General features: G+C 61.8%; 18 protein-coding genes. 8 read left to right on the top strand and 10 right to left on the bottom strand.

Annotation, left to right across the window (positions count from 1 at the left end):
• Positions 1-7 precede the first annotated feature (7 nt).
• Complete coding sequence (locus KY495_RS21890; protein ID WP_219881390.1) at positions 8-778, top strand: DUF72 domain-containing protein; 771 nt, start codon at positions 8-10, stop codon at positions 776-778.
• Between the two features lie 6 nt (positions 779-784).
• On the opposite strand, the gene KY495_RS21885 is transcribed toward KY495_RS21890, so the two are convergent.
• Entirely contained in the window at positions 785-1,150 is a 366-nt protein-coding gene (locus KY495_RS21885) for a DUF3300 domain-containing protein (protein ID WP_219881389.1), read from the bottom strand.
• Between the two features lie 227 nt (positions 1,151-1,377).
• Between KY495_RS21885 and pepA the strand changes: the two genes are divergently transcribed.
• Both pepA and KY495_RS21875 read left to right on the top strand, forming a co-directional pair.
• On the top strand, positions 1,378-2,241 hold the full coding sequence (gene pepA / locus KY495_RS21880) for a flocculation-associated PEP-CTERM protein PepA (RefSeq protein ID WP_219881388.1): 864 nt from the start codon (positions 1,378-1,380) through the stop codon (positions 2,239-2,241).
• A gap of 84 nt (positions 2,242-2,325) precedes the next feature.
• Entirely contained in the window at positions 2,326-2,859 is a 534-nt protein-coding gene (locus KY495_RS21875) for a GNAT family N-acetyltransferase (RefSeq protein ID WP_219881387.1), read from the top strand.
• Positions 2,860-2,863: 4 nt separating this feature from the next.
• Here KY495_RS21875 and serB read toward each other — a convergent pair whose 3' ends face one another.
• The 3 genes from serB to KY495_RS21860 are packed head-to-tail and all read right to left on the bottom strand — an operon-like array spanning position 2,864 to position 8,168.
• On the bottom strand, positions 2,864-3,706 hold the full coding sequence (gene serB / locus KY495_RS21870) for a phosphoserine phosphatase SerB (RefSeq protein WP_219884375.1): 843 nt from the start codon (positions 3,704-3,706) through the stop codon (positions 2,864-2,866).
• A 23-nt stretch (positions 3,707-3,729) separates the two neighbouring features.
• Positions 3,730-7,176 (bottom strand): transcription-repair coupling factor, encoded by a 3,447-nt coding sequence (mfd, locus tag KY495_RS21865; protein WP_219881386.1) that lies wholly within the window; start codon positions 7,174-7,176, stop codon positions 3,730-3,732.
• 50 nt (positions 7,177-7,226) lie between these two features.
• Positions 7,227-8,168: a 5'-nucleotidase gene (locus tag KY495_RS21860; protein ID WP_219881385.1), complete on the bottom strand. Its 942-nt coding sequence runs from the start codon at positions 8,166-8,168 to the stop codon at positions 7,227-7,229.
• Between the two features lie 146 nt (positions 8,169-8,314).
• On the opposite strand from KY495_RS21860, the gene KY495_RS21855 reads away from it, so the two are divergent.
• Positions 8,315-9,055, top strand: coding sequence for a serine/threonine-protein kinase (locus KY495_RS21855; RefSeq protein WP_219881384.1), 741 nt, complete (start codon positions 8,315-8,317; stop codon positions 9,053-9,055).
• Here KY495_RS21855 and KY495_RS21850 read toward each other — a convergent pair.
• Together KY495_RS21850 and KY495_RS21845 are read right to left on the bottom strand one after the other, a co-directional pair.
• Positions 9,052-9,879 (bottom strand): PP2C family serine/threonine-protein phosphatase, encoded by an 828-nt coding sequence (locus KY495_RS21850; RefSeq protein WP_219881383.1) that lies wholly within the window; start codon positions 9,877-9,879, stop codon positions 9,052-9,054. The genes KY495_RS21855 and KY495_RS21850 overlap by 4 nt on opposite strands.
• 184 nt (positions 9,880-10,063) lie before the next feature.
• On the bottom strand, positions 10,064-12,388 hold the full coding sequence (locus tag KY495_RS21845) for a penicillin-binding protein 1A (protein WP_219881382.1): 2,325 nt from the start codon (positions 12,386-12,388) through the stop codon (positions 10,064-10,066).
• Positions 12,389-12,549: 161 nt separating this feature from the next.
• Between KY495_RS21845 and KY495_RS21840 the strand changes: the two genes are divergently transcribed.
• Both KY495_RS21840 and ltrA read left to right on the top strand, forming a co-directional pair.
• The gene (locus KY495_RS21840) at positions 12,550-14,814 is read left to right on the top strand and encodes an OPT family oligopeptide transporter (RefSeq protein WP_219881381.1); all 2,265 of its coding nucleotides are present in this window, start codon (positions 12,550-12,552) and stop codon (positions 14,812-14,814) included.
• A gap of 454 nt (positions 14,815-15,268) precedes the next feature.
• Positions 15,269-16,636, top strand: coding sequence for a group II intron reverse transcriptase/maturase (ltrA, locus tag KY495_RS21835; protein WP_219879920.1), 1,368 nt, complete (start codon positions 15,269-15,271; stop codon positions 16,634-16,636).
• Positions 16,637-16,723: 87 nt separating this feature from the next.
• On the opposite strand, the gene KY495_RS21830 is transcribed toward ltrA, so the two are convergent.
• On the bottom strand, positions 16,724-17,650 hold the full coding sequence (locus tag KY495_RS21830; RefSeq protein WP_219881380.1) for an NAD-dependent epimerase/dehydratase family protein: 927 nt from the start codon (positions 17,648-17,650) through the stop codon (positions 16,724-16,726).
• A gap of 104 nt (positions 17,651-17,754) precedes the next feature.
• Between KY495_RS21830 and KY495_RS21825 the strand changes: the two genes are divergently transcribed.
• On the top strand, positions 17,755-18,657 hold the full coding sequence (locus KY495_RS21825) for a LysR substrate-binding domain-containing protein (protein ID WP_219881379.1): 903 nt from the start codon (positions 17,755-17,757) through the stop codon (positions 18,655-18,657).
• Positions 18,658-18,709: 52 nt separating this feature from the next.
• Here the strand turns inward: KY495_RS21825 and KY495_RS21820 are convergent, their stop codons facing one another.
• Positions 18,710-20,221 carry a peptide MFS transporter gene (locus KY495_RS21820; RefSeq protein WP_219881378.1) on the bottom strand — a complete coding sequence of 504 codons (1,512 nt, stop codon included), beginning with the start codon at positions 20,219-20,221 and terminating at the stop codon, positions 18,710-18,712.
• 272 nt (positions 20,222-20,493) lie between these two features.
• Here KY495_RS21820 and ppnN point away from each other — a divergent pair, with 272 nt between their 5' ends.
• A complete protein-coding gene (gene ppnN, locus KY495_RS21815) occupies positions 20,494-21,864 on the top strand; it encodes a nucleotide 5'-monophosphate nucleosidase PpnN (RefSeq protein WP_219881377.1) in 1,371 nt (456 codons plus the stop codon).
• A gap of 47 nt (positions 21,865-21,911) precedes the next feature.
• Here ppnN and KY495_RS21810 read toward each other — a convergent pair whose 3' ends face one another.
• A complete protein-coding gene (locus KY495_RS21810; protein WP_219881376.1) occupies positions 21,912-23,003 on the bottom strand; it encodes a catalase family protein in 1,092 nt (363 codons plus the stop codon).
• A gap of 120 nt (positions 23,004-23,123) precedes the next feature.
• Positions 23,124-24,656 (bottom strand): lysine--tRNA ligase, encoded by a 1,533-nt coding sequence (gene lysS / locus KY495_RS21805; RefSeq protein ID WP_219881375.1) that lies wholly within the window; start codon positions 24,654-24,656, stop codon positions 23,124-23,126.
• Positions 24,657-24,682 lie beyond the last annotated feature (26 nt).

The following is a 24,682-nucleotide window of genomic DNA, read 5'->3' as shown; positions in this document are numbered from 1 at the left end:
GCCTCGCATGACCAATACCGCTTCCCCCGGCGCCGGCGCGCCGGCCCGCCTGCTGACCGGCTGCGCCGGCTGGACCATCACGCGCGACACCGCGCACGCCTTTGAGACAGATGGCAGCCACCTGGAGCGCTACGCCAGGGTATTTCCGGCGGTGGAGATCAACTCCAGCTTTTACCGGCCGCACCAGGTGCGTACTTACGAGCGCTGGGCGGCCAGCGTCCCTGACGACTTCCGCTTTTCGGTCAAGCTGCCGCGTACGATCACGCACGACGCGCGCCTGGTCGATATCGGCACGCCCCTGGACCAGTTCGCTGCCGAGGCAGGGGCGCTGGGCCACAAGCTGGGGTGCGTGCTGGTGCAACTGCCGCCCAAGCTGGAATTCGATGCCATGGTAGCGGCGCCGTTTTTCGCACGCCTGCAAGACAGTTTTGGCTGCACGATCGCCTGCGAAGCGCGCCATCCGAGCTGGTTCGGTGCGCAGGCGACGGCGCTGCTGACGGAGTGCGCGGTGGTGCGCGTGATTGCCGACCCGGCCAAGGGACAGGACGGGCCCCATGTGCCAACCACCTCCACCATGTATGTGCGCCTGCATGGTTCGCCGCGCATTTATTACTCGTCCTATCCGGACGACTACCTGGCGCAGCTGGCGCGCGATCTGGACGACCATGTGGCAGCCGGCCGCACGGTCTGGCTTATCTTTGACAATACGGCTTCCGGCGCGTCGCTTGCCAATGCGCTGAGCATCGCCTCCCTGTCCGCCGCACACCGCGGCGGCTGACCGGCATCAGCGCCGCCAGCCACCGCGCATGCGGCCGCGGCTCCAGTGGTGCCCGAACACAAATCCCAGGCTCAGGTGCACGGGCGGCCAGTAATAGGCCGGCTCCGGATAGTATGGCCCCGGGCTGTACACGGGGCGGGGCGTGTACACCGCCGGCGGCGGATGGAAGGGAGCAGGATTGTAGGAATACTCCACTGCCTTGCCATCGGGAGAGGTAGCCGCCACACGTGCGGCCGTCCCGGCCGGCACTGGCGTGACCGACACCACGCGCCACTGCCTAGGATCGCGTGGCGCATGACTGGTATGACTGCCGGGCGGTGTGGCAGCACATCCCGCAAGAGCAAGACAGAAAGCGAGCGTCAGTAATTTCATGGCAATTCTCCCGACAGGTTGCAATTGATTGTAGTCCAATTCAAATCCTGGGGCGCCGCCATCGTCGTGGAAAACGTCGAAATTCTTTACACTACATTGTCAGAAAACTATTGGTGTTGACGTATGTCATTGATCTATAAGGGTGTCGCTTGCCTGGCATGATTAATGCTTTATATCCTGCATTGACGCATGCTAGGTTAATTAATACCAATATTTAGGACTTCCCAATGAAATTTGCATCGAAATTTGCCGTTGCTGCCATCGCCGCCTACTCCTTCGCAGGCGTTGCCAACGCTAACGTCGTCATGAACGACTGGGTATTCAACCCAACCGGCACCGGCTTTGCCGCCGGCCAGGTCATCAATGAATACCTCGACATTAACGGCAATGCTTTCATCCAGCTGACCCCAACCAGCGCCTCGACCTTCAACTTCGTCGAGCACGCCGTGTTCAACATCGTCCAGGCTGACAGCAATGGCCAGTACTTCCCGATCAACTACGCTGGCGGCAACATTTCCGCAACGTTTGAAGCTTATGGCACGGGTAACTTCTCCGGCGCCTTCACCTTCACCGGCGGCAAGATCACCATGTACCACAACCCGACCAATGGCCAGTACGGCACCACCGCCGGTATCTACGGCGCCAACCTCGGTACCGTGATTGCCAACTTCGACGTGATCGCCGGCGGCGGCGGCAACGTTGATGGTTCGGGCAGCCCAACCAACAATGGCCAGATCAGTGTTAACGCCCGCGCCAGCACCCCGGGCGGCCTGACGGCAGGTTACTTCTTCCGCGGCAATGGCGCTGACCTGGCCAACGAAGACATCCTGTCGTTTGCATTCACCAACGCCAACACCGTGGGCTCGCCAACCAGCCGTCTGGTGAACGAAGTTGCATGCCAGTACGCAGCTTACGCCGGTCCTGGCTGCGCTGGCGGTACTTACCGTAACGTTGCAGGTAGCCACTTCTTTGTAAGCAACAACGGTCAGTTCAAGCTGGCATCGGAAGTACCAGAGCCAGGTTCGCTGGCACTGCTGGGCCTGGCCATGCTGGGCGCAGGCGTAGTCAGCCGCAAGCGCAAGCAAGCTTAAGTTTCAAAGCTGGTACAGAGAAGGGCGCTGCGGCGCCCTTTTTTAACGTCCGCATATTCATGTGATTGGTCAGAAAGCTGCATCATGTTTATCCTGCGCGCCGCCCGTCTTGCGGAAAAAGACGCCATGAACGCCCTGATCCGCAGGTCCGGCACCGGCCTGGCGGCAGGCTTCTACACCGAGGAGCAGGCCCGGGCCATCACGCGCGAAATCTTCGGCGTTGACAGTGCGCTGGTGGCCGATGGCACCTACTTTGTCATTGAAGACGAGGGCGTGATGGTGGCCTGCGGCGGCTGGAGCCGGCGCGCCACCGATTTCGGCGGCGACCATGCCAAGAGCGGCAATGACCGGCTGCTCGATCCGGCCAGCGAGCCGGCGCGCATCCGGGCTTTTTTTGTCGACCCTGCCATGGCCCGCAAAGGGCTCGGTTCCATGCTGCTCGAACACTGCACGCAAATGGCGCGCCAGGCCGGGTTCACGTCTCTGGAACTGGTGTCGACCATGCCCGGCGAGCCACTCTACATCCGGCATGGCTTCAGTGCGCTCGAACGGATTAGCTTGCCGCTGTCGGGCGGGGTGGTGGTGGCGCTCACCCGCATGGGCAAGCGCATCGGCTAAGCCGTCAGGCCAGCACCGCCAGCAGGCCATCGAGGCCACTGAAATTGAGGGCCACCGATGCCTGCGCCCGCACCACCGGCTTGGCCCGGAAGGCTACCGACAGGCCGGCAATGCCCATCATTTTCAGGTCGTTGGCGCCGTCGCCCATGACGATGGCCTGGCGCGGGCTGATCCCCATCTCGTGACACACGCGTTCCACCGTGGCCTGCTTTTCCTCGGCATTGACAATGGTGCCTGCCACCTGGCCGGTCAGCTTGCCGTCCACGACTTCGAGCGTATTGGCGTGACTGTAGTCGATGCCCAGACGTTCGCGCAAGCGGTCGGTAAAGTAGGTGAACCCGCCCGAGACCAGCAGCGTTTTCAGCCCGGCAGCCTTGACCGCGGCCAGCATTGCCTCGCCACCCATGGAAATGGCCAGCCGCTCGGTGTAGACGCGCTCCAGCGCACTGGCGTCGAGTCCCTTGAGCAGGGCCACGCGCCGGCGCAGGCTTCCGGAAAAATCAAGTTCGCCGCGCATGGCCGCCTCGGTGATTTCCGAGACCTGGGCTTTCAGGCCCTGCATGTCGGCGATTTCGTCAATGCACTCAATGGTGATGAGGGTCGAGTCCATGTCCATGGCGACCAGGCGAAAGTCTGCCAGGCTGCGTCCCGGTGTAATGAACGTGGCGTCCAGCCGCGCCGATTCCGCCGCCAGGAACAGTGTGCGGTGCAGGGCCTCCGAATAGGCCACGTTTTCGCAGCGTACTGCGTGCTCGCCGATGCCGACCACCCGTTCAGGCGCCGCCAGTGCGGCGATCCGTGCCAACAGCTCAGGTGTCGCGTCAGGACCCTGCAAGACCAGGTTCATATTCATGTTCAATGGGCCGGCCGTCATGCCAGCAGTTGTTTGATGGTTTGCTTTACCTGCAGCACGCGCGATGCCAGGTCCGGCATGCTGGCGGTGATCTTGAGCTTGTCCTGGCCGGCCAGCTTGATATGGCGGCTTTTCTGGATCAGCGTGATGATGCGCATGGAATCGATGGGCGGATTGACCATGAATTGCAGGTTGGCCGCCTCGCTGTGGGCGTCGATCTTGATGATGCCCACTGCCTTGGCCGCCACCCGCAGGCGGTGCGTTTCAATCAGGGCCTGCACCGGGTCCGGCAGCTTGCCGAAGCGGTCGATCAGCTCTTCCTGCATGTCGTCGATCTTGTCCTGGGTGGCGCAGTTGGCCATGCGCTTGTAGATGGACAGGCGCTCATGCACGTCGCCGCAGAAGTCGGCCGGCAGCAGGGCCGGCACGTGCAGGTTGATTTCGGTGGTCGTGGCCAGCGGCGCGGCAAGGTCGGGCTCCTTGCCCGCCTTGAGCGAACGCACCGCTTCATTGAGCATGTCGGAATAGAGCTGAAAGCCCACTTCCAGCATTTCGCCGGACTGATTCTCGCCCAGTACTTCGCCGGCACCGCGGATCTCCAGGTCGTGCATGGCCAGGAAAAAGCCGCTGCCCAGTTCTTCCATCTGCTGGATCGCATCGAGCCGGCGCTGCGCCTGCTTGGACAGGCCGGTCACATCGTTGACCAGTAAATAGGCGTACGCCTGGTGGTGCGAGCGTCCCACCCGGCCGCGCAGCTGGTGCAGCTGCGCCAGGCCGAACTTGTCGGCGCGGTGCATGATGATGGTGTTCGCGGTCGGCACGTCGATGCCGGTCTCGATAATGGTGGTGCACAGCAGGATGTTGAAGCGCTGCGCCACGAAGTCGCGCATCACCTTTTCGAGGTCGCGCTCGTGCATCTGGCCGTGGGCCACGCCGATACGCGCCTCCGGCAGCAGTTCGCTGAGCATGGCGAAGCGGTTCTGGATGGTTTCCACTTCGTTGTGCAGGAAATAGATCTGGCCGCCGCGCTTGAGTTCGCGCAGGCAGGCTTCGCGGATGACGGAGCCATCCTCGCTGCGCACGAAGGTCTTGATCGCCAGGCGCTTCTGCGGCGCCGTGGCAATGATCGAAAAGTCGCGCAGGCCTTCGAGCGCCATGCCGAGGGTGCGCGGGATGGGGGTGGCGGTGAGCGTGAGCACATCGACCTCGGCGCGCAGGGCCTTGAGCGCTTCCTTCTGGCGCACGCCGAAGCGGTGTTCCTCGTCGATGATGACCAGGCCAAGGCGGGTGAACTGCACGTCGGGCGAGAGCAGCTTGTGGGTACCGATCACGATATCAAGCGTGCCGTCGGCCATGCCCTTGATGGCGGTGTTGATCTCCTTGCCGGTCCTGAAACGCGACAGTTCGGCAATGCGCACCGGCCAGTCGGCAAAGCGGTCGGCAAAGGTCTGGGCATGCTGCTCGGCCAGCAGCGTGGTGGGGGCCAGGATGGCGACCTGCTTGCCGCCCATGACGGCAATGAACGCGGCGCGCAGGGCCACTTCGGTCTTGCCAAAGCCCACATCGCCGCACACCAGCCGGTCCATCGGCTTGCCCGAGGTCATATCCTTGATGACGTTGTTGATGGCCTCGGCCTGGTCGGGTGTTTCTTCAAACCCGAAGCTGTCCGCGAAATTCTGGTAGTCGTGGGCCGAGTATTCAAAGCTGTGGCCCTTGCGCAGCGCGCGCCGGGCGTACAGGTTGAGCAGTTCGGCGGCGGTGTCGCGCACCTGTTCGGCCGCCTTGCGCTTGGCTTTTTCCCACTGGCCCGAGCCCAGGCTGTGCAGCGGCGCATCCTCGGGCGAGGCGCCGGAATAGCGCGAGATGACGTGCAGCTGCGAGACCGGCACATACAGCTTGGTGTCCTTGGCATACTCCAGGTGCAGAAATTCCGTTTCGCCTTCGCCCAGGTCCATGCTGATCAGGCCCATGTAGCGCCCGATGCCATGATTGATGTGCACCACCGGGTCGCCGATCTTGAGCTCGGACAGGTCGCGCACCATCGACTCGACCTGGGTGACGCCTTCCTGCTTCTTTTTTCCGGCGCGCCGTCCCGAGCCTGCATACAGCTCGGTCTCGGTAATGAATACCAGGTCGTTGGCGGCGGCCTCGGTCAGCTCGAAGCCGGCCTGCAGCGGGGCCACGCCCAGCGCCAGGCGGGCGGCAGAAGCGCGAAAGCCTTCAAAGCCTTCGACCGGCACCGTATCGAGGCCGTATTCGTTGAAGTACTGCTGCAGCGTTTCGCGGCGGCCGTTGGACTCGGCGCAGATCATCACGCGCTTGTCTGACTGCAGCAGGAAAGCGCGCAGGTTGGTCAAGGGGTCTTCAACGCGGCGATTGACGGCGATGTTGGGAATGGGCGCCGACAGGTCCGAAGGCTGCAGGTCCGCGTCGCGGGCGATGCTCCAGCGCGCATAAGGTTTGGCCAGGGTGAAGAAGTTCTCGTCACTGAGGAAAATCTCGTCCGGCGTCAGGATCGGCCGGTCGCGGTCGGTCTTGAGGAAGCGGTAGCGCGATTCGGTATCGACCCAGAAGCGTTTGATGGCCGCGTCAATGTCGCCCACCAGGGCCAGGCTGGCACCCTGCGGCAGGTAGTCGAACAGGGTGGCGGTCTGCTCGAAAAACAGCGGCAGGTAGTATTCGATGCCGGCCGAGGCGATGCCGCTCTTGATATCCTTGTACACCACCGAGCGCGATGGATCGCCTTCAAAGCGTTCGCGCCAGCGGTTGCGGAAGGTCTTGCGCGCCTCTTCATCCATGGGGAATTCGCGGCCCGGCAGCAGGCGCACTTCGCGCACCGGGTACAGCGAACGCTGGGTGTCGGCGTCAAAGGTGCGGATGGTTTCGATTTCGTCGCCAAACAGGTCCAGCCGGTAGGGCAGGGCCGAACCCATGGGGAACAGGTCAATCAGGCCACCGCGCACCGAGTATTCGCCCGGCGACATGACCTGCGAATTGTGGGTGTAGCCGGCCAGCGTCAGCTGCGCCTTGAGCCTGGCCTCGTCGAGCTTTTCGCCCTGCTTGAAAAAGAAGGTGTAGCTGGCCAAAAACGATGGTGGCGCCAGGCGCACCAGGGTTGTCGTGGCCGGGACAATGAGCACGTCGCAGCGGCCATTTTGTACTTCGTGCAGCGTGGCCAGGCGTTCGGATACCAGGTCCTGGTGCGGCGAAAAGGCATCGTAGGGCAGCGTTTCCCAGTCCGGCAGCAGGTGGCACGCGAGCTGGTTCTGCGCGAACCACGGAATTTCGTCGAGCAGGCGCTGGCCGTCGCTGGCGTTTGCCACCACCACCACCAGCATCTGCTTGCCGGCCTTGAGTGCGAGCGCTGCCACCGCCAGTGCGTAGGCGTCGGACGAACCATACAGCGTTGGCAGCACAAAGCGCTGGCCGGGCTTGGGAAGGGACTTGTTTAAATCAAAAGGCATGCAGCGGTGATGGGGCAATGGGTCGATTGCCGATTATACCTGCGCCGCGTTCAGGGCGCAGGGTGCCGGTTCGCGATCCCGAACGGTACATGGACCATGGGGATGGTGCCGCCCGGCGCCGCCGTCAGGTGGGTCAGCTGGTCGTCGAAGAAGATATGCGGCTTGAACACCGACAGCACGCGCGACTTGTTCATCCCGCCCAAAAAGAAGGTCTCGTTGGCCGACACCCCCCAGCTCTTGAGGGTGGTGACGACGCGCTCGTGGGAAGGCGCGTTACGGGCCGTGATGATGGCGATACGCAGAATCTTGCGGTAGCCCGGGTCGCGCTTCTGGGCCCGTTCTTCCATGCGCTGCATGAGGGCGAGCTTCTGGAACATCCCGGCCAGCGGGCCTGGCTGGTGGGGCACGGCCACGTGCCGCGTTTCGTGGGCGTGGAATTCGTTCAGGTCATTATTGCGCTTGAAGATGGTCTCGGACTCGTCGTCGGCCAGCACGCCGTCAAAGTCGAACGCCACGCGCAGCTCGATATCCTCGTCATCGTCATCGATCCTCGATGGCAGCACCAGGCCGGCCGGGTAGTTGGCGGCAATGGCAGCCTTGACGTCTTCCTCATTGGCCGACAGGAACAGGGCGGCATTAAAGGCGGGCAGGTAGGTGTAGGGCGACTTGCCCGTCATGAAAGCGGCGCGGGTAATATCGAGGCCGTAATGGGCAATCGAGCGCATCACGCGCAAGCCCGTCTCCGGCGAATTGCGTGAAAACAGCACCACTTCCACCGGGTTCTGGCGCGGAAAGCATTTATTGATGTTGAGGAAGCGCCGAATGAAGGGGAAGGCCACGCCCTTGCCCAGGATGATCTCGACATTGGCTTCCTGGTATTTGCGGTATTCGTCCGGTCCGCTGTCCAGGTACACCTGGTGCGATGCCGTCAGATCGAACAGGGCGCTCGACGCCACGCCAATGACCAGCTTGTGTTCGATCTGAAAACCCATCGGGTCTGCTCCGGTAAATGAGGATGGCCGATTCTACAGGATGGCCCGGACCCGGTGCGGCCCTGTTGCCCTGGCCTCATGGGCAGTGGCCAGCGCTGCCGCGCGACTCCGGTATGATGAGGCTTCGGAAAACTTTTCCTTGTTTCATGAAGCCATCTGACCTTGTCGGCCCTTACACCTTGCAGTCGCAGCTTGGCGGCGCAGGCAGCCGTGTCTGGCTGGCGGTCAGTGCGGGACGCCAGGTGGCCCTGCGCCTGGCCCCGGTCAGTGACCGCGCGGCATGCAGCCTGTTGCTGCACGAAACGCAAATCGCTGCGGGCTTTGATCATCCCAACATTGTCCGGCTACACGAATTGGCCCAGTCCAGCGCTTACATGTGGATCGCGATGGGGTATGCCGGGGGCACCGGCCAGCTGACGCTGGCAAACTTCCGCCAATTGCTGCTCGCCTTGCTGCACGTACACGGCAACGCTATTGTGCACGGGGACATTCGTCCGGCCAGCCTGCTGCTGGAAGTGCAGGGCGAGCTGCGGCTGGCCAATTTCCGTTTCGCGCGCCGTGTGGGACAGGCAGCGTCACAGGAAGGTGGTCGCTCGCCGTATGCCTCGCCCGAGCAGCATCTGGGCGACGTGCTCGATACCAGGGCCGACATCTATTCCGCCGGTGTGGTGCTGTACCAGATATTGACGCGCACCATGCCGCAGGGCGCGCGGCCGGTGGCGCCGTCGGCATTGGCGCCCGGTCTGGGCAACAATTTTGATGCACTGGTGGCGCGTGCGCTGGCGCCGGACCGGGAAGCGCGCTTTGGCCATGTGTTTGAACTGCTCGGCGCTTTCGATGCCGCCTGTCAGCGCGGCGTGCGCAGGGAGCCTGGCTACGGCCGCTAGTGGCGCGAGGCGCAGCGCAGCAACAGTACCGTGATGTTGTCGCGGCTGCCGTTGCGCTTGGCGGCGTCCACCAGGCGGGCGCAGGTGTGCGCCACGTCGTCCGACTCCTGCAGCAAGGCCGCAATCTGTTCGGTCGAGCAGACGCCATGCAGGCCGTCGCTGCATAGCAGATATTGGTCGCCCGGCGCCGTATCGTGCACCTGCACTTCGGGGGTGACCACGCCTGAAGGACCGAGGGCTTGCAGCAAGAGGTTGCGGCCAGGCAGATTGCGGCGCACGCCGGCGTCAAACAGCTGCTGGTACTTGGTCTGGTCGCGCGTGAGCTGGGTCAGCTCGCCCCGGCGCAAGCGGTACAGGCGGGTGTCGCCCACGTGAAAGGCCAGCAATGGCGCGCCTGGATGCGGCTGCCAGATGCCGGTCAGGGTGGTGCCCATGCCGCCACCGTCTGCCTGGCGGTTGTCGCGATTGGTCTGGTACACCCGCTGGTTGGCGAACTCGATGGCGTGATGGACAGTGGCCAGGGCCGCCTGCGTGATTTCACGGCGCTCGGTTTCGCCCGCATGGTCCAGGAACACGCTGCCCTGCAAGTGCTCGGAGGTCGCGCGCAGGTAGTAGGTAAATGCAGTCAGTGCATCGGCGCTGGCCACTTCACCAGCCTCGTGGCCACCCATGCCGTCGGCCACCGCCATCAGCCCCAGTGCGCTATCAATGAAGAAATTGTCTTCGTTGGATGGGCGAACCAGGCCGGTGTCGGTCAGGCCGTAGGCATGGCCAAGATCGAAGTACTGCGTTTCGGACGGTGAAAGCTGCTTCCAAAGGTACACACGAACTCCAGGCCAGGTTGGTCTGTTAACTGATCGCTAACTAGTGCCAATATGCTAGCACATTCATGTGTACAATTGTTAATATGTGTTGCTTGCGTGTTATATGTATTTGTTTTTAGGCTAGGCGCGTTGCCAATCTTAGATAGTTGGTAGATGAGTTGGCATTAACTGATGGTTACAGGCGCTAGCGTATGTCCTCAGGGACATCCGCCTCCGGGATCCCATCCATGACCGGTTGCGCCGGCGGGGCGATCTCTACATCGATGCCGGAGAACTGCCCGGTCCCGGCGTATTCGCCATACAGCCAGTCTTCGTTTTCGCGCACCAGGCCGGGAGGCGGCGCGCGCTCGCGCAATGGCGTTCCGGCCAATGCCACGCGCATGTAGTCAATCCAGATCGGCATGGCGAGCGTGGCGCCAAACTCCTTGCCGCCCAGCGAGCGCGGCTCGTCATATCCCATCCACGCCACCGCCACCACGTCTGCGCCGTAACCGGCAAACCAGCCATCGACGGCGTCGTTGGTGGTGCCGGTCTTGCCGGCCAGGTCGGTCCGGTTGAGCCGTTTGGACGCTGCCGCCGCCGTGCCGTGGCGCGTCACATCGCGCAGCATCGAGTCCATGATAAAGGCGTTGCGCGGATCGATCACGCGCGCTTCTTCCGATGGTGGTTCCGCCCTGGTCTGGGCAATCACCTTGCCGTGTACATCCTTGACAAAGGCGATCAGGTAGGGCTTGATCTGGTAGCCCCCGTTGGCAAACACCGCGTAGCCGGCCGCCAGCTGCAAGGGTGTGACGCTGCCGGTGCCAAGTGCCATGGTGAGGTTTTGCGGATGCCTGGCCGGGTCAAAGCCGAAGCGCTCCAGGTAGCCGTGGGCATAGTCGATGCCGACTGCGCGCAGCAGGCGAATGGTGGGCACGTTCTTGGAATGGGTCAGCGCGTAGCGCATGCTGACCTGGCCTTCGTATTTGCCATCATCGTTTTGTGGCGACCAGGTGGCGCCTGCATTCTCGTGCGGCATGTCGAGCCGTTCGTCAAGGATGCGGGTGGCCGGCAGGTAGGCGCGCTCCAGTGCCGCGGAATAGACGAAGGGCTTGATGCTCGAACCAGGCTGGCGCCACGCCTGGGTGACGTGGTTGAACTTCTGCAGGTTGAAGTCGAAGCCGCCGACCAGCGCACCGTAGGCGCCGGTGCGGGCATCGATGGCGACAAAGGCGGCGGCCACCTTGGGCACTTGCACGATGGCCCAATCCTTCTTGTTGATGCGTGTGATGCGCACGATGGCGCCGCGCCGAAGCTTGAGCTGCTCCCTTGCATTCGGCGCCAGCGCACGGGCCGCAAAGCGCAGGCCGGCGCCGGAGATGGCGATATTGTCGCCATCGATGTTTTCCACGTTGACCAGCTTGGGCGAAGCATAGGTGACCACCGCCGGCACCAGCCCATCGCTGGCGGGCAGGGCGCGCAGTGCTTCGTCGATGGCCTCATCGCGTTCTTCGCCGCTGGCGGCATCGTCTTCCGGCGGCAGGTCCATGAAGCCCTCGGGACCGCGATAGCCGTGACGCTGGTCGTAGTCCAGCACGTTGCGGCGCACCGCCTGGTAGGCCGCATTTTGCCCGGCACTGGTAATCGTGGTAATGACTGACAGGCCGCGGGTATAGGCTTCCTCCTTGAACTCGGCCACCACCGCCTGGCGCACGATTTCGGCCACGTATTCGGCGTGGGTGTCAAACTCCTGGCGCGCCGAGGAAATGACGATGGGTTCAGCCACGGCAGTCTGGTACTGCGCCGCGGTGATGTAGCCAACGTCGCGCATGCGCCGCAACACCGATTCCTGGCGCTGCTTGGCACGGCGGGGGTTCACGGCCGGGTTGTGGCGCACCGGGTCCTGCGGCACACCGGCCAGCATCGCCATCTGGGCAATCGACAGTTTGTCGAGCTCCTTGCCAAAGTAAGCCTGGGCAGCGCTGCCAAAACCATATGAGCGGCGTCCCATGAAGATCTGGTTCAGGTACAGCTCGAGGATCTTGTCCTTGGAAAGCGCCTCTTCAATCTTGTAGGCGAGGGCGATTTCGTTGGCCTTGCGTGGCAGCGTCTTGTCGCGCGTGAGGAAAAAATTGCGGGCCACCTGCATGGTAATGGTGGAGCCGCCCTGGCGGTAGCCCCCTCGCAGGTTGGCGCGGGCCGCGCCAAGGGCGCGCAGCCAGTCAACGCCGCCATGCTCATAAAAGCGCGTGTCTTCGATCGCCAGCACCGCCTTTTTCATCAAGTCCGGGACCCTGGCGATGGGGACGAAGTCGCGGTGCTCTTCGCCAAACTCGCCAATCAGGACATTATCGGCCGTATAAATGCGCAGCGGGATCTTGGGCTGGTAATCAACTACGCGGTCGATGGGGGGCACATTGGGCGAGACCACCAGAAAAAAATAGGCAAGGATGCTGAGCAGCGCCACCAGGCCGGCGGCGCCAATGGCGAGCGCGCTGACCAATAGAGTGCGGCGCGACGGCCAGCGCAAGGAGAATCTTCCTGATGTTGTCAAATGGGTACTCGTTCAAATCACGCCGCTCTGTTGTTGACGGCAGTGTGTGGACGATTATAATCCAACGATTTTGGCTTACCTTTTATTCACCAGGCGCGCGCCGTATTGACGCCTGCCCGACCTCAGGAACTGCATTCATGCCACACGATTCCACGCCGCCGGGCTTCAAGCCCTACATCCCGGCATCGGCGAACCTGCCAGAAATGACTCCGCGCGCCCTGATCATGGGCATCTTGCTTGGCATGGTGTTCGGCGCTTCCTCGCTGTACCTGGTGCTCAAGGTTGGCCTGACGGTGAGCGCATCGATTCCGGTGGCGGTCATCGCCATCACCCTGTTTGGCCTGGCCAAGAAGATGGGCGGCAGGGATTCGACCATCCTTGAAAACAGTATCACGCAAACGGCCGGTTCGGCCGGCGAGTCGATTGCCTTCGGCCTTGGCGTAACCATGCCGGCCATCCTGATCCTGGGCTTTGACCTGGAGATTTCGCGGGTGATGCTGGTGGGTGTGCTCGGTGGCCTGCTCGGCATCCTGATGATGATCCCCATGCGCCGCGCCATGATCGTGGAGCAGCACAGGGAACTGAAGTACCCGGAGGGCACTGCCTGCGCCGAAGTGCTCAAGGCCGCTGCCACCGAGACCTCGCGCGACGCTGCCGGCGAAAGCCGCGAAGAAGGTTCCGCCGCCGCGCGCGACGCCAAGCGCCGCGCCATGATCATTTTCGGCGGCTTTACCGTGGGCCTGCTGTACAAGGTGGCCAACATCTCGCTCAAGGGCTGGAAGGACACCACCAATTTCGAGTTCGGCGCGCCGCTCAAGTCTGCCTCGGTGGGCGCGGAAGTCTCGCCCGAGCTGCTGGGCGTGGGCTACATCATCGGCCCGCGCATTGCCTTTACCATGGCCGCCGGTGGCGTGCTGTCGTACCTGCTCCTGATCCCGATGATCAGTTTTTTCGGTGATTTGCTGACCGTGCCGCTGTCGCCTGGCACCACGCTCATTCGCGACATGAGCGCCAACGATATTCGCAACGCCTATGTGCTGTACATCGGCGCCGGTGCGGTTGCCGCCGGTGGCCTGATCAGCCTGGCGCGGGCCATGCCCATGATCTGGAATGGCCTGCGCAAGGGCCTGGCCGGCATGAGCAGGAACGCCGGTGCCGCTGCCGAGACATCGCTGCGCACCGACCAGGATATCCCCATGAAATGGGTGGTCATGGGCTGCCTGGCCATTATCGCCGTCATCACCTTTGCCACGCCGCTGCATATGAACCTCTTGGGCGCGCTGCTGATTTTGGTGTTCGGCTTCCTGTTTGCGACCGTGTCCTCGCGCCTGACCGGTGAAATCGGTTCCTCGTCCAATCCCATTTCCGGCATGGCGGTGGCCACGCTGCTGTTTACCTGCCTGATCTTCCTGGTCATGGGCTGGACCGGCGGCCAGTACTACGTCACGGCGCTGTCGGTGGGTGCCATCGTCTGCATCGCCGCCAGCAATGCCGGCACCACCTCGCAAGACCTCAAGACCGGCTACCTGGTGGGTGCCACGCCGCGCATGCAGCAGTATGCGATCCTGTGCGGCGCGCTGGCCTCGGCTCTCATGCTTGGCCCCATCCTGCTCAAGCTCAATGATGCGAGCACGGTGTACGTGCCGGCAGCGCAGGTGGCGCCGGGTCTGACGGTTGACGCCAGCAAGCTCACTGCCACCGCGCAGCTGCAAGGTCCGCAGGCGGAGACCGACAGCAAGACCTACAAGGTGTGGCAGAAGACCGATACGGTCGGTGGCCCGGCCGGCAAGTACCTGGTGGCCGATGACGGTTCCCTGGCCTACCTGGTGGACCCGGGCATCAACGGCACCCACACCAAGCGGCCCGATGGCACCGAGGTGAAGAAGTATGACGCGCCCAAGGCGGTGCTGATGTCCTACATCATCAAGGGCATCCTCGACCAGCAGTTGCCGTGGACGCTGGTGCTGCTTGGCGTGATGATCGCAGTGGTGCTGGAAATGGCGGGCGTGCAGGCGCTGGCGTTTTCGGTGGGTGTGTATCTGCCGCTGGTGTCGACCGCGCCGATTGCCATTGGCGGTGCAATCCGCTGGATGGTCGATGGCCGCAACCGCAAGCTGCCACAGTACGCGACCCTTGACCGCGAACAGGCGCAGGCCGCAGGCGACCGCAGCTCCGGTGTGCTGCTCTCTTCCGGTTACATTGCAGGTGGGGCACTGGCCGGTATCATCATTGCGATCACGGCGGGCGTGATGACCGACTTCGACACCATGATGAGCAACTGGTCCACTGCCTATAATCCGTTCTATGACGGTGCGAGCTCGGATTTGCTGACCCTGATCCCGTACGCGGCGATTGCCCTGCTGCTGTACTTCGTGGCCCGCGAAAAAAGAATTGATGGCTAAGCTGCCTTCAGCATAAGAAAAGGGGCGCTCGATGGAGCGCCCCTTTTTTTTGTTGTGCGCCCAGCATGGGCGCACTCCTGTGGGTGAAAGTCCCGCCGCGAGCTGACCACAGCGAGCGAAGTGAAGCGCAACTGCGGAAGAGTAATCGACCGTGGGGAGGAAGCGTGAATCGTAAATCATGAGCCGATGGACAAGAATCGCATAGAAGGCGCTGCCGAGCAGGGCGAGCGGGCCACAAACCGCGAAGCTCTTGTGGTCAAGGCGAGGCGGCGTAGATGCGGCGGCTGTGTGGTGAAGGAGTGCGGCCCTTACCTGGGGACGCCCTGCCTCACGTCTGAAAGGACGGCGGCATTGCCGTAGCAGGGTCTCAGCAGAGGTCATAGTAGTTGGTGGTAGCGCCGGGAAGGCTCGACCCCGCTAACGAAGGACCGAACGAGTAGGAGTGTTATCCGACATGTCGATGCGACAGGCAATGCGTCAGATGTCCGCGAAGGCGGGGCGGGAGGCCGTACGTCAGGGTGAAGCTCTGGCCGCAACTTCCAGCGACGAAGCTTGTTGCCCGCGACATGTGTCAGGAGACGCAGGATCAATGCTGCTGCGCGCAGCGTTGAGAAGAGAAAACCTGCTGCAGGCGTTCAAACGTGTGCGCGCCAACAAGGGCGCGGCCGGGGTGGATGGTCGGGATATCGACGAAACCTCTCGCTATCTGGCCGTGGCTTGGCCGGAGATACGTGAACAATTGCTGGCAGGGACGTACCGGCCTAGCCCGGTACGCAGGGTGACGATCCCCAAACCCGACGGTGGCGAGCGTGAGCTTGGCATCCCGACGGTGACGGATCGGCTGATCCAGCAGGCACTGCTCCAAGTGCTACAACCGATTCTTGATCCCACATTTAGCGAGCACAGCTACGGCTTCCGTCCGGGCCGGCGTGCGCAGGATGCGGTACTTGCCGCCAAAGCATATGTCCAATCGGGACGCAGGACCGTGGTGGATGTGGACCTGTCGAAGTTCTTTGACCGGGTCAACCATGACATCCTGATCGACCGCCTAAGGAAACGCATCGACGACACCGGAGTGATCCGTCTGGTTCGTGCCTATCTGAACAGCGGCATCATGGACCATGGCGTGGTGCAGGCGCGGCATGAGGGCACGCCACAAGGCGGCCCCCTGTCTCCACTGCTTGCCAACGTTCTGCTCGATGAAGTGGATAAAGAACTGGAACGACGCGGTCACTGCTTCGCACGCTACGCCGATGATGCGAACGTCTATGTTTGCAGTAAACGTGCTGGCGAGCGGGTGATGGCGCTGCTGCGCCGCCTCTATGACAAGTTGCACCTCGTGGTCAACGAAAGCAAGAGCGCGGTCGGCAGTGCTTTCGGTCGCAAGTTCCTCGGTTACAGCCTGTGGGTGGCACGTGGGAAAGTGGTCAAACTGAAGGTCGCTGAAAAGCCGCTGGCAACGTTCAAGCAGCGCATCCGTGAATTGACTGGACGCTCAGCGGGCCGCAGTATGGGCCAGATCGTCGAGAAGCTGCGTACCTACATGCTTGGCTGGAAGGGATACTTCAAGTTGGCGGAGACGCCCAAGATCTGGCGAGAACTCGATGAATGGCTGCGTCACAGGCTGCGAGCGATCCAGCTCAAGCACTGGAAACGCGGCAAGACCATGTATCGGGAGCTGATCCAGCTTGGAGCCGCGTCCCAAGTGGCGCGGACGGTGGCGGCAAATAGCCGTTGCTGGTGGCGCAATGCGGACCGGTTGTTGAAGACGGTCCTTACGATTGCCTACTTCGACCGGCTTGGCGTACCCCGCCTGTCCTGACCTCAACTATTCGAACCGCCCGGTGCGGACCCGCATGCCGGGTGGTGTGGCAGGGGAGCAGCCCTTCAGGGCTGCCCCCTATGCCGATCAGACGAAGGCGAGGTCGTGCTGCCGGATGATGGTGTCCAGCCAGTCATCACTGTGGCCGAAACGGTAGCCCAGTGCCGCGGCGCGCGCCGTGTCCATCATGATGGGCGCGGGGTAGTCGAAGGGACTGAGTTCTCCCGGCTGCACCGCATGGGTAACCGGCAGGGTACGAACCGGCTGCTCCAGCACCATGCCTACCCGCTGGTAGATGTCAAACGCCGACAGGCCGCCGTCACAGGCCGCATTCACCGGACCGGTAAATTCCTGCATGCCTGTCCAGGCCAGGAAGTCGCTGATGCGCTGGGCGCTGATGAAGGAACTGGCCGCGGCGGCGTTGGCATAGCGCAGGGCGCCGTACTGGCGGGCCAGGTCCACATAATGGGCCAGCCGGCCGGTGAAGTCTTCGGCCCCTGCGAGCACGTGGCCAATGCGCACCGTGACCAGCGGCAGCGAGCCATCGCGGTACAGGTAGGCCTCGGCCTGCAGTTTGCCCGACACATAGCTCTCGGTTGCGCGTTTGGGATCGTGCCATGGATAGGCGGTGTCGATGGGCTGGGCCAGGACATTGATGTCGTCCTCGGCGAAAGGGCTGTCGACCACGCCCAGCAGGCTGCGGTACACCTCGATGGTGGAGGCCACGACATAGCGTTTGACCTTGCCGCTGAAAACGCGCACCGCGATGGCCGCGTCCAGGGGGCTGTAGCACATCTGGTCATACACAAGGTCGTATTCGGCGCCACTGAAGGCGGCCAGCATGGCGCGCTCGTTGCGGCGGTCTACCCGGATGCGGGTAATGCGCTCGCCGAACGGATCGGGCGCATGGCCGCGGGTGGCGATGGTGACCTGGTGCCCGGCCGCCAGCAGGCGCTGGACCAGCAGTTTGCCGAAATAGCGGGTGCCGCCGATAACCAATATATTCTTGCGCATGGCGTTTCCTTGTCGATTGAAGTATATTTTCTGCTTAGTACGCAAATTCAACAACCGAGAAATTTTGAGGCAATGAGCAAGATAAACTTAGTCATGGCGGCATCATGAAGCAATTGCGCAGCCTCTCCGGGCTGCTGGACTTCGATTGCGCGGCGCGTTGGGGCAGCTTCAAGCTGGCCGCCCAGGAACTGCACAAGACGCCGGCAGCAATCAGCCAACAGGTCAAGCAGCTCGAGGAGATGGTCGGCTTTGCGTTATTCATTCGCCATCCGCGCCACGTGACGCTGACCGAAAAAGGGCAGGACCTGGCCATCACCGTCAGCCGGATGCTGGGCGAACTGCGGGCCAAGGTGGGGGCGCTGCAAAGCGGGGACGAGGAAACGGTACTGCGCATCTCGACCACGCATTCGTTTGCCATCAAGTGGCTGGTGCCGCGCATGCACCGTTTTACCAAGCTGTATCCGGAACTCGATATCCGGCTCGATTCGAACGATGCGCCGGTCAATCTGGATGATGATACGACCGACGTCGCCGTGCGTTATGGGCCGGTCAGCGACGGCGACCCGGACATGCTGTTCCGCGAACGGCTGATCGCCGTCTATAGTCCTGACTTGCTGGCGCCGGGCCAGACTGAAATCACCCTGGCCGACCTGCCCAACTTCCCGCTGCTGTACGAGAAAACGCCGGAATCCTGGCTCCAGCTGCTCAACGAGAACAAGGCGCTGAAAGGCAAGTACGATTTTTCGCGCGGCTACAGCCACTGGGGCGTGCTGGCGCAGGCAGCGGTGGCGGGGCAGGGGATTGCCCTGGCGGCCTACGGCATCGCCTACCAGGACATTCTCAAGGGTGCCCTGCGCCAGATAAACTGCAAGAGTGCGCCGTTTGGCAGCGGCTACCGCTTCCTGGTCAATCCGCGCAAGCAGAACATGCCCAAGGTGCAGCGCTTCCGGGCCTGGCTGGTGGCGGAGATGAACGACATGCAGCGCTCGCTGGAACAGTCGGCATAAACGAAAAACGGCAGCCTCGCAAGGCTGCCGTTTTTAGTAGAAGCGGCGACGCTTACTTCACGCCGTGCATCAGCTTCTGGATCAGGGGTGCCAGCAGGAACAGCAGGACGCCGCCAATCATGAGCCACATGAAGCCTGACTGATAGCCAGACAGCGCCGACTCCACGGTCATGCCGCTTTCGCCCGACACGTGGCTGGCGAAGATGCCGGACAGGTTGTTACCGATGCCGGTCGACAGGAACCAGCCGCCCATGCCCAGGCCAACCAGGCGGGTTGGCGCCAGTTTGGTGACCATCGACAGGCCGATTGGGGACAGGCACAGCTCGCCGATCGACTGGATCCAGTACACCGTAAACAGCGTCCAGAACGGAATCTTGCCGGTAGGGCCAACCAGTTCGCTCAGGGCGTAACCCAACAGGCCGAACGCCAGGCCATTGAAGATGATGCCGAGGCCGAACTTACGGGGAATCGAAGGATTGACGTCGCGCTTGCCCATGGCGACCCAGATCCAGGCGATCAGCGGGGCGCACACGATAATGGCAACAGAATTAACGCTTTGGAACCATGCGGTAGGGAACTCAGCCATGCCGAGGGCACCAACGCGGTCGACAATGTTCTCCGCCAGGAAGGTAAACGAGCTGCCTGCCTGCTCAAAGAACATCCAGAACAGGATATTGAAGGCGAAAATGATCATCATGGCGATGGTCTTGTCGCGCGAGACCTTGCCTTCGCGGACACCCTCGACGACCAGCATGGCGGCCAGGATCAGGAACAGTACGGTGAGCACGCCTTGCAGTGCATTGGCACCGAGCTTGAGCAGGAAATACACGAGCGGAATCGCAGCAAGTGCGCCCACGCCCACCATGACTGTGCGCATCGGGCTGGCGCCAGTCGTTTCGGCAGCGCCAATCCCTTTGAGGCCAGCGCGGCCGATGTAGAACCAGACCAGGCTAATCAGCATGCCGATACCGGACGCGAAGAACACCACCTTGTAAGCTGGTGTGTCGCCGGTGTTGAACACCTGGCGGGCCAGATAATCGGTCAGGATCGGTGCGACGAAAGCGCCGGCATTGATGCCCATGTAGAAAATGGTAAATCCGGAATCGCGGCGGGTATCGTTGAGGGCATACAGTTTGCCGACCATGGTCGAAATGTTCGGTTTGAACATGCCGTTGCCAACGATGATCGTTGCCAAGCCGAGCTTGAACACGTCCTGGTTGGGAACCGCAATCATGAACAAACCGGCGGCCATAAACATGGCGCCGATCAGGATGGAGCGCTGATAACCAATCACGCGGTCGGCCACATAACCGCCGAACACGGCGCCGGCGTAGACCAACGCGAGATAGGAGCCATAAGTGAGATTGGCTTCTTTTTCACCGACGGCATTGCCATCGTAGAACTGGGTGACGATATACAGGACGAGCGCCCAACGAATACCGTAGAAAGCGAATCGCTCCCAGAATTCGGTCATGAAAAGCATCCAGAGGGGACTTGGATGTCCCATGAGCTGCTTAAATTCGGGAATGACTGCTTCCTTACTTGTGCTAGTGCTACCGCTCATCCGGTATCTCCTGAATATTGTGTTTATGGATGGATTAGTACCCCGGCCAACCTTCCGCTTGTGGCGGGGGTTTTCCAGGGTGGCTGCATTTTAATGTAAAAGCGGCAGCACAAGCGAAATTTCAACAACTGTGCTAAATAAGGCAACAGGCGACGCCGCGCAAGCACAACATAAAGTGTGGCCCCAAGTCGCAGGAGATGTCGTATATTGGCAATGCAGGGCCGGCGCGGCCTGCTTGTATGCCCCATCAGATAATAAAAGGAACGCGCACTATGGAACACGACGTTGTCGATACCCTGATTTCGCCTGAAGGCCAGCTCGAAGTGCTCTCGAAAGCGGAAGTCTGCAAACTTCTCGACACCAGCCAGGGCGGCCTGTATCAAATCTTCCGGAACTGCGCGCTTGCGGTTCTCAATTGCGGCAGCTCCATCGACGATGGCAAGGAACTGCTGGAACGCTATAAATCCTTTGAAATCAGCATTGTGCAGCGCGAACGCGGCATCAAGCTCGAGATCAAGGGGGCTCCTGCCATGGCATTTGTTGATGGCAAAATGATCAAGGGTATCCACGAACATCTGTTTGCGGTGCTGCGCGATATTGTCTTTATCAGTAATGAAGTCACCGACAACCCGAAATTCGACATGGGACGCAGTGAAGGCATTACCGATTCGGTTTTCCACATTCTGCGTAATGCCAATGTCCTGCGTCCGCAGCGCAATCCCAATCTGGTTGTGTGCTGGGGCGGCCATTCCATCAACCGGGTCGAATACAACTATTCCAAGGAAGTGGGATACCAGATGGGCCTGCGCGATCTGGACATTTGCACAGGTTGCGGTCCGGGCGCCATGAAAGGGCCCATGAAAGGCGCCACCATCGGCCATGCCAAGCAAAGGCTGACCGGCGGGCGCTATCTGGGCATTTCGGAGCCGGGCATTATTGCGGCAGAGTCGCCCAACCCCATCGTCAATGACCTGGTGATCATGCCGGACATTGAAAAGCGCCTGGAAGCGTTTGTGCGCACGGGCCACGGCATCATCGTATTCCCCGGTGGCGCAGGGACGGCCGAAGAGATCCTGTACATTCTGGGCATCCTGCTGCACCCGGACAATGCCGACATGCCGTATCCACTGATTTTCACGGGTCCGGAATCGTCACGCGACTATTTTGCCCAAATCAATGAATTCATCGGACTGACCCTTGGCGAGCAGGCGCAAAAGCGCTACAAGATCATTGTCGATGATCCGGCGCTGGTGGCCAGGGAAATGCAGCTCGGGATCAAGCAGGTGCGGGAATTCCGCAAGTCGCGCAGCGATGCCTATTACTTCAACTGGCTGCTCAAGATCGACGAGGAATTCCAGCGTCCATTCCGTCCAACGCATGAAAACATGCGCAACCTGTCGCTGCACAAGAATCAGGAAAAGCACCTGCTGGCAGCGAACCTGCGGCGCGCCTTTTCCGGTGTGGTGGCCGGTAACGTCAAGGATGAAGGCATCCGGGCCATCGAAAAGTTCGGCCACTTCGAGATCAATGGCGATCCCGAGATCATGGGGCCGATGGACGCCTTGCTGTCATCGTTCGTCGCGCAAAGCCGCATGAAGCTGCCCGGCAAGACCTACATCCCTTGCTATAAAGTGATTCAGTAAGCCTGTCGCGGGAAAGCGGCCGGGCAGCCGCTTTCCCCGCCAGGTGCTCACAGAGGCACTTGCGCAATATCGTCGATCTCGATGCGGGGCTGGGCATTCATGGTGTGACGAAACGCCGTCGATGCTTCGTAAGCCTTGATCCGCGCACGCATGATTGAGCCGAGCGGGCGGTGCTCGTCAATGCAGTGCCAGGGATTGAAGGCCAGGACATCATCGGCAAATGCGCGCCGCGCCGGACTGTAGGCATCCTGCACTGGAATGGTCAGGCGTGCCACCGGCTGGTAGGGCGACTTTTCCTGCGGCCAGTCGATGGAGGCGTCCTCGATCGGCATCTCCGCGGTGCCCGTGCATAGCTGGACGCGGATTTCGTATTCCGCTCCTTCGCGCTTGAAATGCTCCACCACCAGGTCGCGCAGGGCCGAGTCGCCCAGTTCCGATTCCACCGCCTGCCCGGTCAGTGCGCGCACGTTTTCCGAGAATGGCGCGGCGCACACCTTGGCCACATAGTCGCCATAGCGGATTGCGGCCATGCTGAAAAAGGTCTCCCCCAGAATGTGATTGTTGGGCGCACCCAGGGTGTCGATGGTGGGGCTTTCTATGCCAAGCGCGTGCAAAGCCTTGCTGCCGCCGCGCGCCAGGGCAGCGACGATCCGCTTGGTCATGTCCGGATCGTCCATGTGCTTTTCCAGCAGCTTTTGCGTCTTGAGGTAGGCCGCCGCGTGGCCGAAGGCGATCACGGGGTGGTTCACCAGCAGCAGGTCCTGGGTCCTTGCATCCTGCCGGTTGGGTAGGAACTGGTGACCTTCCACCCCAAGCATCTTGATCGCCATGCCGCGCGGCGCCGGTACCTTGTCGCTGTGGATGTCGCCCGGGGCGGTAGAGAGGCGAATGACCACTGGATAGGTGACGGGACGCGCGAACACGCCTTGCGCGAGGTAGTCGGGCAGGCCGCCGTACACGGTAATCTGGCCAGTCAGCACCCCATGGCTCTTGGCATGCGCGTCGCGCGTGGCGTGGCGGTGCTTGTCGAAGACGCGCTGGTTCATGCGCATCATGGAAGCGACGACGGCATCGATCGTCTCGTCCTCGTTCTTCTGCTTCTGTTCCAGGCCATCGTGATAGCGGATGTAGTCGGTCATGCTCCCTCCTGTGCGTGCAATATTGCATGGAATGCAAATAATAGCGGGTGCGAGGGTGGTTCGCTAGAACGGGCGCTCTAACGCACATCGCCCCTGTGCGGGGCGATGTGGGAGGTGGATTTACTCTTCGCGCCGCAGGTGCGGGAAGAGGATGACGTCGCGGATGTTGGGCGAGTCGGTAATGAGCATCATGAGCCGGTCAATGCCGATACCGCAGCCGCCGGCCGGGGGCATGCCGTATTCGAGTGCGCGGATGTAGTCGGCGTCGTAGAACATCGCCTCTTCATCGCCCGCGTCCTTGGCTGCCACCTGCGCCAGGAAGCGCGCCGACTGGTCTTCTGCGTCGTTGAGCTCCGAGAAGCCGTTGGCGATCTCGCGGCCCACCATGAACAATTCAAAACGCTCGGTGATGCCGGCCTGGGTGTCGGAGGCGCGCGCCAGCGGCGAGACTTCAGCCGGATAGTCGATGATGAAGGTCGGCTCCCACAGCTGCGCTTCGGCCGTTTCCTCAAACAGCGACAGCTGCAGTGAGCCAAGGCCGGAGGTGGAAAACGGCTTGACGCCAAACTTGAGCAGTTCAGTCTTGAGAAATTCGGCGTCGTGCAGCTGCTCGTTGGTATAGTGCGGCGCGTACTTGTTGATGGCGCCAACGATGGTCATGCGGTGGAACGGCTTGGACAGGTCCAGCTCACGGCCGCCATAGGTCAGTACCGCGGTGCCGTGCGCATCTTCCGCGGCGCGGCGGATCACCTGTTCGGTGAAATTCATGATCCACTGGTAGTCGGTGTAGGCCGCGTAGAACTCCATCATCGTAAATTCAGGATTGTGGCGCGGCGACACGCCTTCATTGCGGAAGTTGCGGTTCACTTCAAACACGCGGTCAAAGCCGCCGACCACCAGGCGCTTGAGATACAGCTCCGGCGCGATGCGCAGGAACATTTCCATGTCCAGCGCGTTGTGATGGGTGATGAAGGGCTTGGCCGCGGCGCCACCGGGAATGGTGTGCAGCATCGGCGTTTCCACTTCCATGAATTCATTCTCTTCCATGAAGCGGCGGATCGAGGACATGGCGGCGGTACGCGCCTTGAAGGTGCGGCGCGTCTTTTCGCTCATGATCAGGTCCGCATAGCGCTGGCGGTACTTGGTCTCCTGGTCGGCCAGGCCGTGGAACTTGTCCGGCAGCGGGCGCAGCGACTTGGTAATCAGGCGCAGCGCCGTCACCTTGACGGTCAGTTCGTCGGTCTTGGTCTTGAACAGCGTGCCTTCCACGCCCAGGATGTCGCCCAGGTCGTAGTGGTGCAGTTCTTCCATTGCCGCTTCGCCCACCTTGTCGAGCGTGACGTAGATCTGGATGCGGCCGTCGGCGTACTTGCCCGACGAATCCTGCAGCTCGGCGAAGACCGCCTTCTTGCCTGCTTCGCGGCGCAGCATCATGCGGCCGGCCACGACCACTGCCACTTCGGCCGCTTCCAGTTCCTCGCGCGTCTTGCCGCCGAACTGGTCGACCAGGTCCGCCGCCTTGTGCTGCGGGCGGAAGTCGTTCGGAAAGGCGACGCCCCTGGCGCGAATGGCGGCCAGCTTGGCGCGGCGCTCGGCGATCAGCTTGTTGTCGTCGGCCGGAGCGGCTGCTTGGTCTTGGGTGTCCGTTGTCATGATAGGTATCGCTAGCTTGGTTTGTT

Source organism: Massilia sp. PAMC28688, from assembly GCF_019443445.1.
Classification (GTDB): domain Bacteria; phylum Pseudomonadota; class Gammaproteobacteria; order Burkholderiales; family Burkholderiaceae_D; genus Telluria_A.
This window is presented reverse-complemented; position numbering and strand designations above follow the sequence as displayed.